Source organism: Nocardioides humilatus (assembly GCF_008373755.1).
GTDB classification, from domain to species: Bacteria; Actinomycetota; Actinomycetes; order Propionibacteriales; family Nocardioidaceae; genus Nocardioides; species Nocardioides humilatus.
On the sequence record NZ_VUJV01000004.1, the window covers coordinates 153,058 to 167,635 of the forward strand.

Annotated in this window: 13 protein-coding genes; 5 read left to right on the plus strand and 8 right to left on the minus strand. The window is 68.3% G+C overall.

Annotated elements, in window-relative coordinates; all coding sequences use genetic code 11:
• Positions 1–22: 22 nt before the first annotated feature.
• On the minus strand, positions 23–2,320 hold the full coding sequence (locus F0U44_RS15230; protein WP_149729202.1) for a hypothetical protein: 2,298 nt from the start codon (positions 2,318–2,320) through the stop codon (positions 23–25).
• 179 nt (positions 2,321–2,499) lie between these two features.
• Between F0U44_RS15230 and F0U44_RS15235 the strand changes: the two genes are divergently transcribed.
• Complete coding sequence (locus tag F0U44_RS15235) at positions 2,500–3,111, plus strand: YgjV family protein (protein WP_149729203.1); 612 nt, start codon at positions 2,500–2,502, stop codon at positions 3,109–3,111.
• 9 nt (positions 3,112–3,120) lie between these two features.
• Here the strand turns inward: F0U44_RS15235 and trpD are convergent, their stop codons facing one another.
• The 3 genes from trpD to F0U44_RS15250 are packed head-to-tail and all read right to left on the minus strand — an operon-like array spanning position 3,121 to position 5,478.
• On the minus strand, positions 3,121–4,152 hold the full coding sequence (gene trpD, locus F0U44_RS15240; protein ID WP_149729204.1) for an anthranilate phosphoribosyltransferase: 1,032 nt from the start codon (positions 4,150–4,152) through the stop codon (positions 3,121–3,123).
• 4 nt (positions 4,153–4,156) lie between these two features.
• The gene (locus F0U44_RS15245; protein WP_149729205.1) at positions 4,157–4,558 is read right to left on the minus strand and encodes an Rv3143 family two-component system response regulator; all 402 of its coding nucleotides are present in this window, start codon (positions 4,556–4,558) and stop codon (positions 4,157–4,159) included.
• A gap of 44 nt (positions 4,559–4,602) precedes the next feature.
• A complete protein-coding gene (locus F0U44_RS15250) occupies positions 4,603–5,478 on the minus strand; it encodes a cytochrome c oxidase assembly protein (protein ID WP_246160504.1) in 876 nt (291 codons plus the stop codon).
• Positions 5,479–5,563: 85 nt separating this feature from the next.
• Between F0U44_RS15250 and ctaE the strand changes: the two genes are divergently transcribed.
• Genes ctaE through qcrB form a run of 4 tightly spaced genes read left to right on the plus strand, consistent with a single transcriptional unit; the run spans position 5,564 to position 10,033 of the window.
• Positions 5,564–6,208 (plus strand): aa3-type cytochrome oxidase subunit III, encoded by a 645-nt coding sequence (ctaE, locus tag F0U44_RS15255; RefSeq protein WP_149729207.1) that lies wholly within the window; start codon positions 5,564–5,566, stop codon positions 6,206–6,208.
• Positions 6,209–6,240: 32 nt separating this feature from the next.
• Positions 6,241–7,116: a cytochrome bc1 complex diheme cytochrome c subunit gene (gene qcrC / locus F0U44_RS15260; protein WP_246160505.1), complete on the plus strand. Its 876-nt coding sequence runs from the start codon at positions 6,241–6,243 to the stop codon at positions 7,114–7,116.
• Positions 7,117–7,130: 14 nt separating this feature from the next.
• Positions 7,131–8,282, plus strand: a complete 1,152-nt coding sequence (gene qcrA / locus F0U44_RS15265; RefSeq protein WP_149729237.1) for a cytochrome bc1 complex Rieske iron-sulfur subunit — start codon at positions 7,131–7,133, stop codon at positions 8,280–8,282.
• A 2-nt stretch (positions 8,283–8,284) separates the two neighbouring features.
• Positions 8,285–10,033: a cytochrome bc1 complex cytochrome b subunit gene (gene qcrB, locus F0U44_RS15270; RefSeq protein ID WP_149729208.1), complete on the plus strand. Its 1,749-nt coding sequence runs from the start codon at positions 8,285–8,287 to the stop codon at positions 10,031–10,033.
• Between the two features lie 70 nt (positions 10,034–10,103).
• Here qcrB and F0U44_RS15275 read toward each other — a convergent pair whose 3' ends face one another.
• The 4 genes from F0U44_RS15275 to ctaC form a co-directional block, all read right to left on the minus strand.
• Positions 10,104–11,342 carry a L,D-transpeptidase gene (locus F0U44_RS15275; protein WP_149729209.1) on the minus strand — a complete coding sequence of 413 codons (1,239 nt, stop codon included), beginning with the start codon at positions 11,340–11,342 and terminating at the stop codon, positions 10,104–10,106.
• Positions 11,343–11,528: 186 nt separating this feature from the next.
• Positions 11,529–11,945, minus strand: coding sequence for a cytochrome c oxidase subunit 4 (locus F0U44_RS15280; RefSeq protein WP_149729210.1), 417 nt, complete (start codon positions 11,943–11,945; stop codon positions 11,529–11,531).
• On the minus strand, positions 11,945–13,639 hold the full coding sequence (ctaD, locus tag F0U44_RS15285; protein ID WP_246160506.1) for an aa3-type cytochrome oxidase subunit I: 1,695 nt from the start codon (positions 13,637–13,639) through the stop codon (positions 11,945–11,947). Before ctaD ends, F0U44_RS15280 begins: the two co-directional genes overlap by 1 nt.
• Entirely contained in the window at positions 13,636–14,526 is an 891-nt protein-coding gene (gene ctaC / locus F0U44_RS15290; RefSeq protein ID WP_246160507.1) for an aa3-type cytochrome oxidase subunit II, read from the minus strand. The genes ctaD and ctaC overlap by 4 nt, the downstream gene beginning before the upstream one ends.
• Positions 14,527–14,578: the final 52 nt, after the last annotated feature.

Sequence of the window (14,578 nt, forward strand, 5' to 3'; positions counted from 1 at the left end):
CCCGAGAGGGCCGAAGCTCAGATCAGCGCACGACCTTGGCGGTCGGCGTGCTGGAGCGCTTCTGCGTGTCGAAGCCGTCGAGGCGCCCGGTCACGACCAGCGTGATCCGCTTGCCCCGCGCGGTCGCCGGCACGACGAACGTCTGCCGCTTGCCCTTCGCGCCCGACACGAGGTTCCGGCCGACCTTCCAGCGGTAGCCCACGGTCACGCCGGTCGGTCCCCAGTAGCCGGCCGAACCGACCAGGGTCTGCCCGACCTTCGCTGTGCCCGAGATGCGCGGCACGGCGGTCGTGAGCACGCCCGGGACGACGGCGGCCGTCGGGATGCTCGACATCGTCTTCTGCGAGTAGCCCGACCTGCGCCCGGTCACCTTCAAGACGATGGGCTGCCCCAGGGCCGAGGCCGGCACTGTCAGCGAGGTCGAGCCGTCCTGGATGAGGACGTCGCCGGCGTACCACTGGTAGGTCAGGGTGGAACCGACTGGATCCCAGTCGGCCACGGAGCCGGTGAGCCGTTGACCGACCTGCGGCGTCCCGGTGACGACCGGCGTCGCGCCCGGCATGGTCGCGCCGAGCACGCTGACCGCAGCGCTCTCCTGCGGCACGGGCTCATAGCCGGCCTTCGAGCCGGTCACCAGGACCGTGATCTGCGAGCCGACGTCCTCGGCCTTGATCGTGTAGTTGGCGTAGGTCGCGTTGGCGATCACGCTGCCGTTGCGCTTCCACTGATAGCTGTAGCGATCGGGGGTCGGGCTCCAGCCGTCACCCGGGTCGGCGACCAGGGTCTTGCCGTACTCAGCGCCACCGTCGACGACGATCGTCGGGGTGTCGGTGTCCGTCCACTGCTGCAGCTGGATCGGGCCGTACGGCGCGCTGAGCCACGCACGGTCCGCGAAGTTGATACGGCGAGCGCTCGCCTCCACCGTGATGGTCTTGCCGGCCTCCGCGGCCGAGAGCGTCAGGGTCTGGTTGGCCGCGCCGTTGATCCGGGCGCCGTTGGCGTACCACTTCCACAGCCAGGTGTCCTCGCGCGGGACGACGTGGCCGATCTGGGCCGTCAGCACGTCACCGGTCGCGGCGCCGCCGTCCGGTCCGGTGATCGTGGGCGCCTCGCCCTCGACGAACGCGCCGAGGGCGATCTTCGAGGTCACGTACCAGGTATCGGCCTCACCGGTCGACGGGAACGTCTCGTAGCGCCGGCCGTCGACGACGCCGGTGACGAGGCAGATCAGTGCTTTCCCGTAGTCGACGGCGGTCGGCACGTAGGCCTGGCGGTCCGCGTCCGGGATCGCCTCCCACTTCGACATGTCGCCTTCGAAGGAGTTGCTCTCGTAGGTCCGGTACCAGCGGAACCGCAGCTCGACCGGGACGCCTGAAGGCGAGCGCCAACCGTTGCCCGGGTCGTCGTAGCGCTCGATGGCGTCGGTGGACGGGATCGGGTCGTAGACCAACGCGTTGCCGATGCCCCGGATGCCGGCGATGACGCCGCCGCCGTGGACCGGGTTGGGCTCGACACCGGTGCCGGCCGCGCAGGTGTTGCCGAGGCGGACGCGGTCGAGCAGGGCCACCGAGTCGAGGTCGCCATTGTTGAAGTCGGCGATCGAGATGTCGATGGTCGTGCTGCCGCTGACGTAGTTGAGCGGCACGCGTGCCGTGTCGCGAGTGGTGACGCTGTTGAGGGCGGTCACCTCCTCGAGCCACGGCGTCTCAGCGGTCCCGGGTGCCGGGTCGAGCGTGTCACCAGGGTGGTGCCAGTAGTCGACGGCGTTGACGGCGTACGGCTTGGGCGCGGCCGGCCGTGTGGCCTGAGCGAAGTAGCCCCAACCGACGTTCATCGCATACTGCGGGACGACCGGAAGGGTGGCCTCGGACCGCTGGGTGATGGTGATGTTGTCGCCAGGGTTTCCGGTCGAGTAGGTGTACTTGTGCACCGGCTCTTCGGTACCGAGCGCGAAGTCGATGAAGAGGCAACCCGCACCTGTCGACTGCGCGACCGTCAATGTCAGCTTCGAGGTGTCGGCGACCCCGTCGTCCCCCAGGTCGGTGCTGAGCTGGGCGTCGGGGTCGGGTGCGACCGGGAAGGCCGCGCCGGCCTGGCCGGTCGAGAGCACGTAGTAGCTGCTGCCCTCCGACGGGAAGTCGTCGAACGGACGCGTCGAGACGGCCCCGCTGCCGGCGACGGCGGCGGTGACTCCCGCCGGCAGGCCGAGCGAAGCAGTCGGGTCCGGCGCGGCCGAGGCCGGAGCCGGCGGCGTTAACAGGGTCAGCGAGCTTCCGACGAGCGCCGAGAGCACGGGCAGCACAAGCCGATGCGGTGTCACGAGAAATTCCCCTCCGATGGTCCCCACGTCAGGGAGGGGTCGGCCACAGAGTCCCTCCTCCGAGCCCCCTCCCGCCGTGAGAGTAAAACTTGCGGGGCACCCAGCGGCACCGGCGGTAAGGCAGACGTCCTAGTTCCTTGGTACTAGTCCCCCGCCGGATTGGCCCTAGCATCGGGCGCGTGGACTGGATCGATGCGCTCGGCTGGGGCGGGAGCGCTCTCCTCGTCTACTCCCTGCTCCAGCGGCGGGTGCTGCGGTTTCGCACGCTCAACCTGGTCGCCGGCGCGGTGCTCATCGCGTTCAACGTGATCATCGCGGTGTGGCCGATGGTGGCCCTCAACGTCGTGACGAGCGGGATCAACCTGTGGTTCATCGTGCAGCTGCGCCGCCAGCGCCATGACGCCGGCAGCTTCGGCGTCATCGAGGTGGGTCTGGACGACCAGTACCTCCACCACGTGCTCGACACCCACGCCGACGACATCCGGGAGCACCAGCCGACGTTCCCCGGTCGCGCGGTGGCCGGGCAGGAGGCGTTCGTCGTGGTGAAGGGCGACGAGACGGTCGGGGTCGTCGTCATCGAGCGCGACGGAGTCACGGCCCAGATCCGCCTCGACTACGTGACACCGCGCTACCGCGACTTCACGCCGGGCGAGTTCGTGTGGCGGCGCAGCGACCTGCTGCGCGGCCGCGGCTACCACCGGGTGCGCACGTCGCCGGAGATCGTGGCGCCCTACTACGGCGAGATCGGCTTCCGCCGCGAGGGCGACGGTTTCGTGCTCGACCTGGCCTAGGCCACCGATCTAGACCGAAGCAGCAGCGACCCAGCGGTCGAGCGTCGCCAGTGCGGCACCGGAGTCGATCGCCTCAGCAGCCCGGGTGATGCCGGCGGCCAGCGCCTCGTGGAGGTCGGCGTCAGGGGCGTCGTAGACCGCCAGCGCCGCTCCCGCGTTGAGGACGACGGCGTCGCGCACTGCCCCGGTCTCGCCGGCCAGCAGCCGACGGACCACCTCGGCGTTGTGGTCGGCGTCGCCGCCCCGCAGCGCCTCCCGGTCGACGAGCGCGATGCCGAAGGCGCCGGGGTCGACCGAGGCCGTGGTCACCTCGCCACCACGGGCGACCCACACGGCCGACGTCGTGGTGGTCGTGAGCTCGTCGAGGCCGTCGTCGCCGCGGAAGACCCACGCGTCGATCCCCCGGGCAGCGAGGACCCCGGCCATGACAGGCGCGACCCGCGAGTCGGCGCACCCGACGGCGCGCGCCTGGGCGTGAGCCGGGTTGGTCAGCGGACCGAGCATGTTGAAGGTGGTGCCGATGCCGAGCTCGCTGCGCGCCGGGCCTGCGAAGCGGAGTGCCGGGTGGAAGGTCTTGGCGAAGCAGAAGGTGATGCCGGCCTTCTCGACGACTGCGGCCACCTCGGCGGCGGTCAGGTCGAGCCGGATACCGAGCGCACGCAGCACGTCGGCCGAGCCCGACTGGGAGCTCGCCGACACGTTGCCGTGCTTGACGACCTTGGCACCGGCGCCGGCCGCCACGATCGAGGCCATCGTCGAGATGTTGACCGACATCGAGCGGTCACCGCCGGTGCCGACGACGTCGAGCAGGCGGCCGGGGACGGAGAGCGGGGTCGCGGCGCCGTACATCGCGTCGACCAGGCCGGTGACCTCATCGACCGTCTCGCCCTTGGCGCGCAGCGCGACGGCGAAGCCGGCGACCTGGGCGTCGGTCGCCTGTCCGGCGAGGATCTCCCCCATCGCCCAGCGGATCTGGTCGGAGGTGGCCTCCGACCCGGCGACGAGCGCGCTGAGGACCTCGGCCCAGCTGTGAGCGGCCACGGGCTCAGGCAGGGACGCGGGAGCGGAGCAGCGCGACGACGGCGTCGGCGAGCTGCAGCGGGTCGATCGGGTGCGACACCGCGGCGTCGGCGCGCGACCAGGTCGCGAGCCAGGCGTCCTGAGGACGCCCGGTGAGCACCAGGAGCGGCGGGCAGCGGAAAATCTCGTCCTTGAGCTGCTTGGCGATGCCCATGCCGCCGGCCGGGACGGCCTCGCCGTCGAGGATCGCGAGGTCGATGTGGCCGGCGTCCATGTTCTGGATCACCACCGGCTCGGTCGCCACCTCGACGTACTCCACCTCGGGCAGGTCAGGGTGGGGCCGGCGGCCCAGCGCCAGGATCACCTGCTCGCGGGTGTGCACGTCGTCGCTGTAGACGAGGACCTTGAGTGCCTTGGAGTCGGTCACGCGCGCAGCCTACTCGGGGTTTCGAGGCTCGCTGCGCTCGCACCTCAACCACCGCCCTGTCGTTCGAGCAGATCGAGCCGCCGATCTTCGCGCTCGGCCTCCTTCATCGAGGCTCGGACCCACTGCACGAAGAGGACCACGAAGAACACGAGCCCCACGAGGTCACCCGCGCCCCACAGGATGCCGCCGGCGAGCTCCTGGTCGGCGCGGATGTCCGGAAGCCACCCGTATCCCGCCTGCTCGCGCAGCGCGCGGTAGTGGTCGCCACCCAGGAGCGCGGTCTGCCCGAGGATCGTGACGCCCAAGAAGGCGTGGAACGGCAGCGTGAGCACGGTGAGGAGCACCCGGAACGGGTGCCCGACCCGCCCGGGCAGCGGATCGATGCCCACGATCGGCAAGAAGAAGAGTGACCCGACCGCGACCAGGTGCACGTGCATCATCTCGTGCACGTAAGGGTGCGCGAGCGAGGCGTCGTACCAACCGGTGAAGTAGAGCGCCCACGGCGACAGCACGTAGAGCCCGAACGCGAGCGGCGGGAAGGACAGCACCTTGGCCACCCGCGAGTGGAGTACGGCGAGCAGCCACGCGCGCGGCCGTTTCGGCAGGGTGCGCAGCGCGAGGGTCACCGGCGCGCCGAGCGCGAGCGAGAGCGGCACGATCATCGACAGCACCATGTGCTGGGCCATGTGCACGCTCAGGAGCGTGGTGTCGTAGGCCGCCAGGCCGGAGGAAGTGGCGAGGTAGAACGCCGCCATCCCGACTCCCCAGGCGATCGAACGGCCCACCGGCCACCGGTCGCCGCGGCGCTGCAGAGCGCGCACTCCGAGCGCGTAGAGGCCCACCGACCACACCGTCACCACGAGGGGAAGCGGTGCGAGCTGCCATTCGGTGAAGAGCGTCGCCCAGGAGAGGGGGTCCACGCCCTGACGGTAGGTCATCAAGACGCCCCGTCCGATTCCAGGGGGTCGGGGAGACGTCGGGCCCCGGTATCGACATAATGACCCCGTGGCGACCACAGCAACGGCATCCCTTCCGGCCTCCCGCCTGCACGGCCAGCACGACCGACCCAGCATGGTCGCCGTCGGCACGATCATCTGGCTGTCCAGCGAGCTGATGTTCTTCGCGGCACTGTTCGCGTCGTACTTCACGATTCGCTCGGTCAGCGAGGACATGTGGGCGGCCAACACCGACCTGCTCAACGTGCCCTTCGCGTCGATCAACACCACGATCCTGGTGCTGTCGTCGTTCACCTGCCAGCTCGGCGTCTTCGCCGCCGAGCGCGGTCAGGTCGGGCGCACGGGCTCGCTGCTCAACGCCAAGGGCTGGGGCCTGCGTGAGTGGTTCATCGTCACCTACATCATGGGCGCGATCTTCATCGGCGGACAGGCGCTCGAATACGCCGAGCTCGTGCACGAGGGCGTCACCATCCCGCACGACGGCTACGGCACGATGTTCTACCTGACCACCGGCTTCCACGGCATCCACGTGACCGGCGGTCTCATCGCGTTCCTGTTCGTTCTCGGTCGCACCTACCTGGCCAAGCGCTTCACCCACGAGCAGGCCGTCAGCGCGATCGTCGTGTCCTACTACTGGCACTTCGTCGACGTGGTGTGGATCGGTCTGTTCGCCACGATCTACCTGGTCAAGTGACCCGTCCCGCTCCGGATAAGCAAGGACTGAATGTGCGCCTCCTGAACCGCTCCGCCGGCCGCCTCTCGCGGCACCGTCGCGGACCGCTCGCCGGCCTCGCCGTGCTTCTGCTCGGGCTGCTGATGACCGGCGGTCTCTACGCCGCGTTCGCGCCGGCCCAGGCCGACTCGACCCAGAGCCAGGAGGACCTCGTCAAGGAGGGCCGCGAGCTCTTCCTCGTCGGGTGTGCCTTCTGCCACGGCCAGAACGGTGAGGGCGTCCTCACCCAGGACGGCTCGCAGTACGGCCCGGCCCTGACCGACGTCGGCGCGGCCGCCGTCGACTTCCAGGTCGGCACCGGCCGCATGCCGATGGCCCAGCCCGGCGTCCAGGTGCCGCGCAAGGAGGTCGTCTACACCGACGACGAGATCGATGCCCTCGCCGCCTACGTCGCGAGCCTCGGCACCGGTCCCTCGGTGCCCGACGCCGAGCTGTACGACCCGGACACCCTGTCCGAGGAGGAGTACGACGACTACGTCACGCGGGGTGGCCAGATCTTCCTGGCCAACTGCACCGCGTGCCACAACTTCGAGGGCTCCGGCGGCGCCATGCCGCGCGGCGGCTTCGCCCCGAACATCCGTGGCGTCGACCCGAAGCACATCTACGAGGCCATGCTCACCGGCCCACAGTCCATGGACACGTTCTCCGACGGCAACATCCCGCCGGACGACAAGAAGGCGGTCATCGCCTACCTCGACACGCTCAACGAGCAGCCCAACTACGGCGGTTTCACGCTGGGCAGCCTCGGGCCCGTGAGCGAGGGCATGATCGCGTGGCTCATCGGGATCGGAGGCCTGGTCGGCTTCGCGATCTGGGGCGCCGCGCAGACGACGCGCACGACGGAGAAGAAGGACGGGGCCGACGCGTGACCGACGACAACACCATCGAGCCGGCCGGCGACCACGGTCACGGCCACGGGGGCAACGGCGTCCCCGACGAGCCGATCGCCAACCCCGGTCTGCCGGCCCACCTGCCGCGGCCGACCGACGTCGACCCGCAGAAGGAGAAGCGGGCCGAGATCCAGGTCGCCGCACTGTTCGGCCTGTCCGCGATCTTCACGGTCCTCTTCGCGGTCTCCTACTTCACCTTGGACGTCGGCGACAACTGGAGCGTCTTCGACGTCCTCAACGTCGGCGGCTCGACCGTGGCTCTCGGCGGCACCCTGGGTCTCTCACTGCTGTTCATCGGCGTCGCGATCACCCACTGGGCGCGCAAGCTCATGGGCGACCACGAGATCGTCGAGATGCGTCACCCGGCCTACTCCGAGGAGGAGGACCGCCAGCGGGCCCTCAACGACCTCAAGATGGGCTTCGAGGAGACCGGCATCGCCCGCCGCCCGCTGATCCGCAACTCCGCGCTCGGCGCGCTCGCCCTGCTGGGCGTGCCCGCAGTGGTCATGCTCCGCGACCTCGGCACGCTGCCGGGTGACAAGCTCGAGCACACCATCTGGGGCCGCGGCGGCCAGAAGATCAAGAAGGTCGTCGACGGCAAGGAGGTGACCGTCACCGTACCCCTGATGCGGATCTCGCGTGACGCGATCGGCACCCCGATCCTCGCCTCCGACCTCGAGACCGGTGACCTCGTCAACGCGCAGCCCGAGGTGCTCTTCAACCCCGAGCGCTACTCGGTGGAGCTGGAGGAGGTCGAGGGCGTCAACCTGCAGATCAACAAGAGCAAGGCGTCGCTGATCCTGCTCCGCATGGACCCCGCCGACATCAAGCCGGGCAAGGGCCGCGAGGACTGGGACGTCAACGGGATCGTCGCCTACTCCAAGATCTGCACCCACGTGGGTTGCCCGATCTCGCTCAACGAGCGCACCACGCACCACCTGCTCTGCCCCTGCCACCAGTCGACCTTCGATCTCGCCGACTCCGGCAAGGTCGTGTTCGGCCCGGCCGGCCGGCCGCTCCCCCAGCTGCCGATCACCGTCGACGACCAGGGCTACCTGGTCGCACAGAGCGACTTCACCGAGCCGGTCGGACCGAGCTACTGGGAACGTGACTACGACCGCGACCGCTTTGCGGAGGATGACTGACAATGAGCGCTGACAACGGCCTCACCACGGGCAAGGTCGCGACCACCAACGGCACCGAGCCGGCTTCTCCCACGCGGAGCGCCAAAGCTGCCGGGGCTGTCGCCAACTGGGCCGACGACCGGCTGGGTCTCGCGAAGGCGACGAAGGGCATGTCGCTGCGCAAGGTCTTCCCGGACCACTGGTCCTTCATGCTGGGCGAGATCGCGCTGTGGAGCTTCGTCGTACTGCTCCTCACCGGTGTGTTCCTCACCCTGTTCTTCGACCCGAGCATGACCGAGGTGCAATACCAGGGGTCCTACGACCCGCTGCGCGGCGTGCACATGTCGCGCGCCTTCGCCTCGGCACTGGAGATCTCCTTCGACGTCCGCGGTGGTCTGCTCATGCGGCAGATGCACCACTGGGCGGCGATGATCTTCATCGGCGCGATGATGATCCACCTGATGCGCGTGTTCCTCACCGGCGCGTTCCGCAAGCCGCGCGAGGTCAACTGGATCATCGGCTGCCTCCTGCTGCTGCTCGGCACGATCGAGGGCTTCACCGGCTACTCGCTCCCCGACGACCTCCTGTCGGGCACGGGCATGCGAGCGGCGGACGGCTTCATGAAGGCCAGCCCCGTCGTCGGCACCTACATGTCGTTCTTCCTCTTCGGAGGCGAGTTCCCGGGCGACCAGGTCATCCCGCGGCTCTACTCGATGCACATCCTGCTCATCCCAGGCATCCTGCTGGCGCTGATCACCGCCCACCTGATCCTGGTGGTCTACCACAAGCACACCCAGTGGCCTGGGCCCGGCAAGACCGAGGACAACGTCGTCGGTCCGCCGCTGATGCCCATCTACATGGCCAAGGCCGGCGGCTTCTTCTTCATCGTGTTCGGCATGGTCGCCCTGCTGGGCGGTCTGTTCACGCTCAACCCGGTGTGGAAGTTCGGTCCCTACGACCCGTCGAAGGTGACCGCAGGTTCGCAGCCCGACTGGTACATGGGCTGGCCCGACGGACTGCTCCGGATCATCCCCGCGTGGGAGACCCACCTGTGGGGTCACACGGTGTCGTGGAACATCATGCTGCCGATCCTGATCATGCCGCCGCTGATGCTCATGGTCCTGATCGCGTTGCCGTTCATCGAGGCGTGGGTGACGGGCGACAAGCGGGAGCACCACCTGCTCCAGCGGCCGCGCAACGCCCCGACCCGCACGGCTGTCATGGCTGCCCTGGTGACCTTCTACGGTCTCGCCTGGGCCGCGGGCGGCAACGACATCATCGCGATCAAGATGCACCTCAGCATCAACCAGATCACGTACTTCATGCGGGCCGCGGTCTTCATCGGACCGGTCATTGCCTTCATCATCGCCCGGCGTTGGTGCATCTCGCTCCAGCGTCACGACGAGGGCAAGCTCTTGCACGGCTACGAGACCGGTGTCATCGTGCGGTCGCCCGACGGTGGCTACGCCGAGAAGCACCTGCCCATCAGCGAGACCTCGGCCTACGTCCTCACGGCGCGTGACCGCGACGAGGTCTGGACCCCCAACGGCACCGCCGACGAGGCCGGCGTCGCCGCACCGGGCGGCAAGCTCGCCGAGGTGGCCGGCAAGGTCCGCGGCAAGCTCTCCGAGGCGATGTTCGCCGACAACGTGCAGAAGCCGACCGCCGAGGAGCTGCACGAGGGGCAGCACCACGCCGAGCACGAGCTGCACGAGCTCGAGGGTCAGATCGCAGCCGGTCCCAACAAGCACGGGTCCAGCAACGACCACTGAGTCGCTAGCAACACGTAGAAGGCCCGCTCCCCCATCGGGGAGCGGGCCTTCTCGTTGTTCTAGGGAGCGCTCAGAGCGCTGAGCCGTCCTTGTACTCCGACCACGGGATGTTCCAGTCGCCGTAGCCGTTGTCGGGCTCCATCGGGCGGTCGGTGCCGGTGTATTCGACGACGTCGCCGCGGCTCGACATGGAGTAGAGCCAGCCGGCGTTGTCGGTGCTCATGCCCGTGCAGCCGTGCGAGACGTTGGCATAGCCCTGGGAGCCGACCGACCAGGGCGCGGCGTGGATGAACTCACCGGAGTAGGTCAACCGCATCGCCCACTGGACGTCGTCGATGTCGTAGGCCTCCGAGGAGCCCGCGGGGATGCCCACGGTCTCGGAGTTCATCCGCTTGACGTCGAACTTCTCGATGATGACCTTGACGCCCGAACGGGTCGTGAAGCCCGGCTTCCCGGTGGTGATCGGGATGGTGCGGATCAGGTCGCCGTTGGAGTAGACCTTCATCTGGTGGGTCTGGGCGTTGACCTTGTAGACGTGAGCGTCGCCGATGTGGAAGTCGACCTCGCGGTCCTCCTGGCCGTAGATGCCGTTGCCGGCAGCGACGCCGTTGATGTCAACATCGACGCTCACGTCGGTGCCGGCCTGCCAGTAGGTCTTGGGCCGGTAGTGCACCTCGGTGTCGCTGAGCCAGTGCCAAGTGCCCTGCTGGGCCGGCGTACTGGTCACGTGGAGGTGACGCTCGAAGGCCGCCCGGTCGGTCACCGGGACGTCGAAGGTGACGATGACGGGCATGCCGATGCCGACGGTCTCGCCCGCGAGCGGCGCCACGGACGGATAGGTCTGCTGGTCGAGCGAGAGCGCCTGGGTCGTGAAGCTCGACGTCGCGTGCACGGTGTCACCGGAGGTGCCGGTCGCGGTCGACTTCACCTGGTAGGTGACGCCGGGCTCGAGGCCGTCGCCGGCGGTCCAGCTGCTGCCGTCGGTCGCCAGCGTGCCGGGCAGCTCGACGCCCGACTGGGTCACGGTCACCTTGGTCAGGACTGCGTCGGTCGCGGTCACCTTGAGCTGGGTGTCGACAGGGACGCCGGTGGCGCCCTTCTTCACGTTGGACTTGATGATCGGCTCGTCGACCGCAGCGGCGGTGGTCGCGTCCGAGCTCTCGTCGCCGTCGCCGATCCCGGCCTTCCCCATGGCGCCGTCTGCGGCGTCCTTGGCGGCACTACAGCCGCTCAACAGCAAGGCGGTGACGGCGAGGCCGGCAAGGCCGCGATGAGACGCGGAGCGGGCGCGGGTCGGCAGGGCATGCATGAGCGACGGGATCCTTCGGAGAGGGCGGGACGCGGCGTTTTTGCCGACTCCAAGAGGGTAACCCGGCCACCAACCGCGAAACGCACTCCCGCGCGTTGGCTAAATCACGCGTCTTCAGGACAACCAAATGCGAAAGCGGCGGCCGTCTGGAGTCCAGACCGCCGCCGCTTCACGTCAAAGGCGAACTCAGTGCGCGTGTTCTCCGCGGTAGTACTCGAAGATCCAGCCGCTGAGGGCCAGCACGCCCAGAGCAGCGCCCAGGACGAGCATCCACCAGGCAGTGACGGCCAGGGCCAGCACGATGATGCCGAGGGTGCAGGCGCACCAGAACGGCCACCAGGAGTACGGCGGGAAGAACCCGAGCTCGCCCGCGCCGTCGGCGATCTCGCCGTCGAGGCGGTCCTCGGGACGCTCGTCCATCCGCTTCGCGTGGAGGCCGAGGTAGAGCGTGACCATCCCGACCAGCAGCGTGGTCATGACCAGCGCTGACGTGCCGGTCCAGTCACCGCCGTGGTCGCTGGCGTCGGTGATCAACCAGTAGGCGGGCGTCACCAGCACCAGGAAGACGGTGGTGATGCCGAAGAGCCAGGCTTCGACCTTCATCAGGCGTCATCCTCCTTGGCGCCCGACACAGCGGCGGGCTGGGGCTGGGTGTCGAGCTCGATGGCGGCGATCTCCGGGTGGTGGAGGTCGAAGGCCGGCGACTCGGAACGGATCCGCGGCAGCGAGGTGAAGTTGTGACGCGGCGGCGGGCAGCTGGTCGCCCACTCCAACGAGCGGCCCCAGCCCCACGGGTCGTCGACGTTGACGAGCGGTGAGTTGCGGCTCACCCACACGTTGTAGAAGAACGGCAGCATCGAGGAGGCCAGGATGAAGGCACCGATCGTCGACACCTGGTTGAGCGCGGTGAACCCGTCACCCGGCAGGTAGTCCGCGTAGCGCCTCGGCATGCCCTCGATGCCCAGCCAGTGCTGGACGAGGAAGGTCGTGTGGAAGCCGACGAACAACAGCCAGAAGTGGACCTTGCCGAGCCGCTCGTCGAGCATCCGACCCGTGAGCTTGGGCCACCAGAAGTAGAAGCCGGCGAACATCGCGAACACCACGGTGCCGAAGACGACGTAGTGGAAGTGCGCCACCACGAAGTAGGAGTCGGACACGTGGAAGTCGAGCGGCGGGCTGGCCAGGATGACCCCCGTCAGACCACCGAAGAGGAAGGTCGTCAAGAAGCCGACCGACCACAACATCGGGGTGTCCATCCGCACGGATCCGCCCCACATGGTGCCGATCCAGTTGAAGAACTTCACGCCGGTCGGGACCGCGATGAGGAAGGTCATGCCGGAGAAGAACGGCAGGTTGACCGCTCCGGTGACGAACATGTGGTGCGCCCACACGGCCACCGACAAGATCGCGATGCCCATCGTGGCGCCCACAAGGCCGATGTAGCCGAACAGCGGCTTGCGGCTGAAGACCGGCAGGATCTCGGAGATGATGCCGAAGAACGGCAGCGCGATGATGTAGACCTCGGGGTGCCCGAAGAACCAGAAGAGGTGCTGCCAAAGGATCGCGCCGCCGTGGGACGGGTCGAACACGTGGGCGCCGAGCTGACGGTCGGCCTCGAGCGAGAGCAGCGCGCCGGCGAGCACCGGGAAGGCGATCAGGACGAGCAGGCTCGTGATGAGCACAGTCCAGGTGAACATCGACATCCGGAACATGGTCATGCCGGGCGCACGCATGCAGATGATCGTGGTGATGAAGTTGACCGCACCCAGGATCGTGCCGAGACCGGCCATCCACAGGCCCATGATCCACAGGTCGCCACCGACGCCGGGGCTGTTGATCGAGTCCGACAGCGGCGTGTAGGCGAACCAGCCGAACGAGGCGGCGCCGGACGGCGTGATGAACCCGGCCGCAGCGGTCAGACCGCCGAACAGGTAGAGCCAGTAGCTGAACATGTTGAGCCGCGGGAACGCCACATCAGGCGCACCGATCTGCAGCGGCATGATCGCGTTGCCGAAGGCGAAGAACAGCGGCGTCGCGAAGAGCAGCAGCATGATCGTGCCGTGCATGGTGAAGAGCTGGTTGAACGTCTCTTCGTTGACGACCTGGCTGCCCGGGTAGGCAAGCTCGGAGCGCATGAGCAGCGCCATGATGCCGCCGGCCATGAACCACAGGAGCGCGGTCGTGAAGTAGAGGTTGCCGATGACCTTGTGGTCGGTCGTGGTCATGACCCTGACCAGCTGCTGACCGAGCGGCTTGCGTCCGGTCACCTCCGCGGAGCGGGCGACGGTGGCAGTCACTCGTCCTCTCCCTCAGTGTTGTTGAGGTCCTCGAGGACCGGGGTTTCGGAGTAGGCGCCGCCGACGACCGGCGCCTCGCTGACGTGGTCGGGATCTGCCGCGAGCTCGGCGAGGTAGGCCTCGTAGTCCGCCTGCGAGACGACCTTGACGTCGAACAGCATGCGCGAGTGGTAGGCGCCGCAGAGCTCGAAGCATTTGCCGGCGAAGGTGCCGGTCTCGGTCGTGGTGACCTGGAACTTGTTGTCGCGACCCGGGACGACGTCCATGCGCATCGCGAAGGCGGGCACGCCGAAGTCGTGGATCACGTCGGGGCTGTAGAGGTCGAACTCGATCGTGCTGTCGACCGGGAGCACCAGGAGCGGGCGGTCATCACCGGTGCCGGCGACGTAGACGTTGGTGCCGTCAGGCGTGTCCACGGAGTCGGGGTAGTTGAAGGTCCACTGCCACTTCTGGCCGACGACCTTGACCGTCACGTCGGGGTGCGGGTCGATCTCCAGCATGGTGTTCTGGACGCGCACGGTGTGCGAGAAGAACACGATCACCATGATGATCGGGAAGATCGTGTAGAAGATCTCGACCGGCAGGTTGTAGCGCGTCTGCACCGGGACCTCGTCGTCGCTGCGGCGGCGGAAGTACCAGACCGCGCCGAGGATCAGAGCCCAGGTGACAGCGCCGGTCGCGAGAGCCGCGATCCAAGCGCCCTGCCAAAGGTCCAGGTTGTCCTGACCCTGCTTCGTCACGATCTCCGGCATGCCGAAACGGCCTGCCTGGGTTTCGTCGGAGCAGCCGGTCAGGCCCAGCGCGAGTACGACGACGCCGGCCAGGACGGTAGCGCGACGAAAACGCCGCGACGGTCCTGCCGTGCGCTCGGGGTGCCTCAAGCCCACGAACGAGCCTTCCTCTCGAGGGTCACAACTCCTGCGAACACTAGCGGACCCG

What these genes read in the sequence shown, in the direction of transcription:
- qcrB (WP_149729208.1), top strand. Translation starts at nt 8,285, where the DNA reads ATGAGCGCTGACAACGGCCTCACCACGGGCAAGGTCGCGACCACCAAC.
- F0U44_RS15275 (WP_149729209.1), bottom strand. Translation starts at nt 11,342, where the DNA reads ATGCATGCCCTGCCGACCCGCGCCCGCTCCGCGTCTCATCGCGGCCTT.
- F0U44_RS15280 (WP_149729210.1), bottom strand. Translation starts at nt 11,945, where the DNA reads ATGAAGGTCGAAGCCTGGCTCTTCGGCATCACCACCGTCTTCCTGGTG.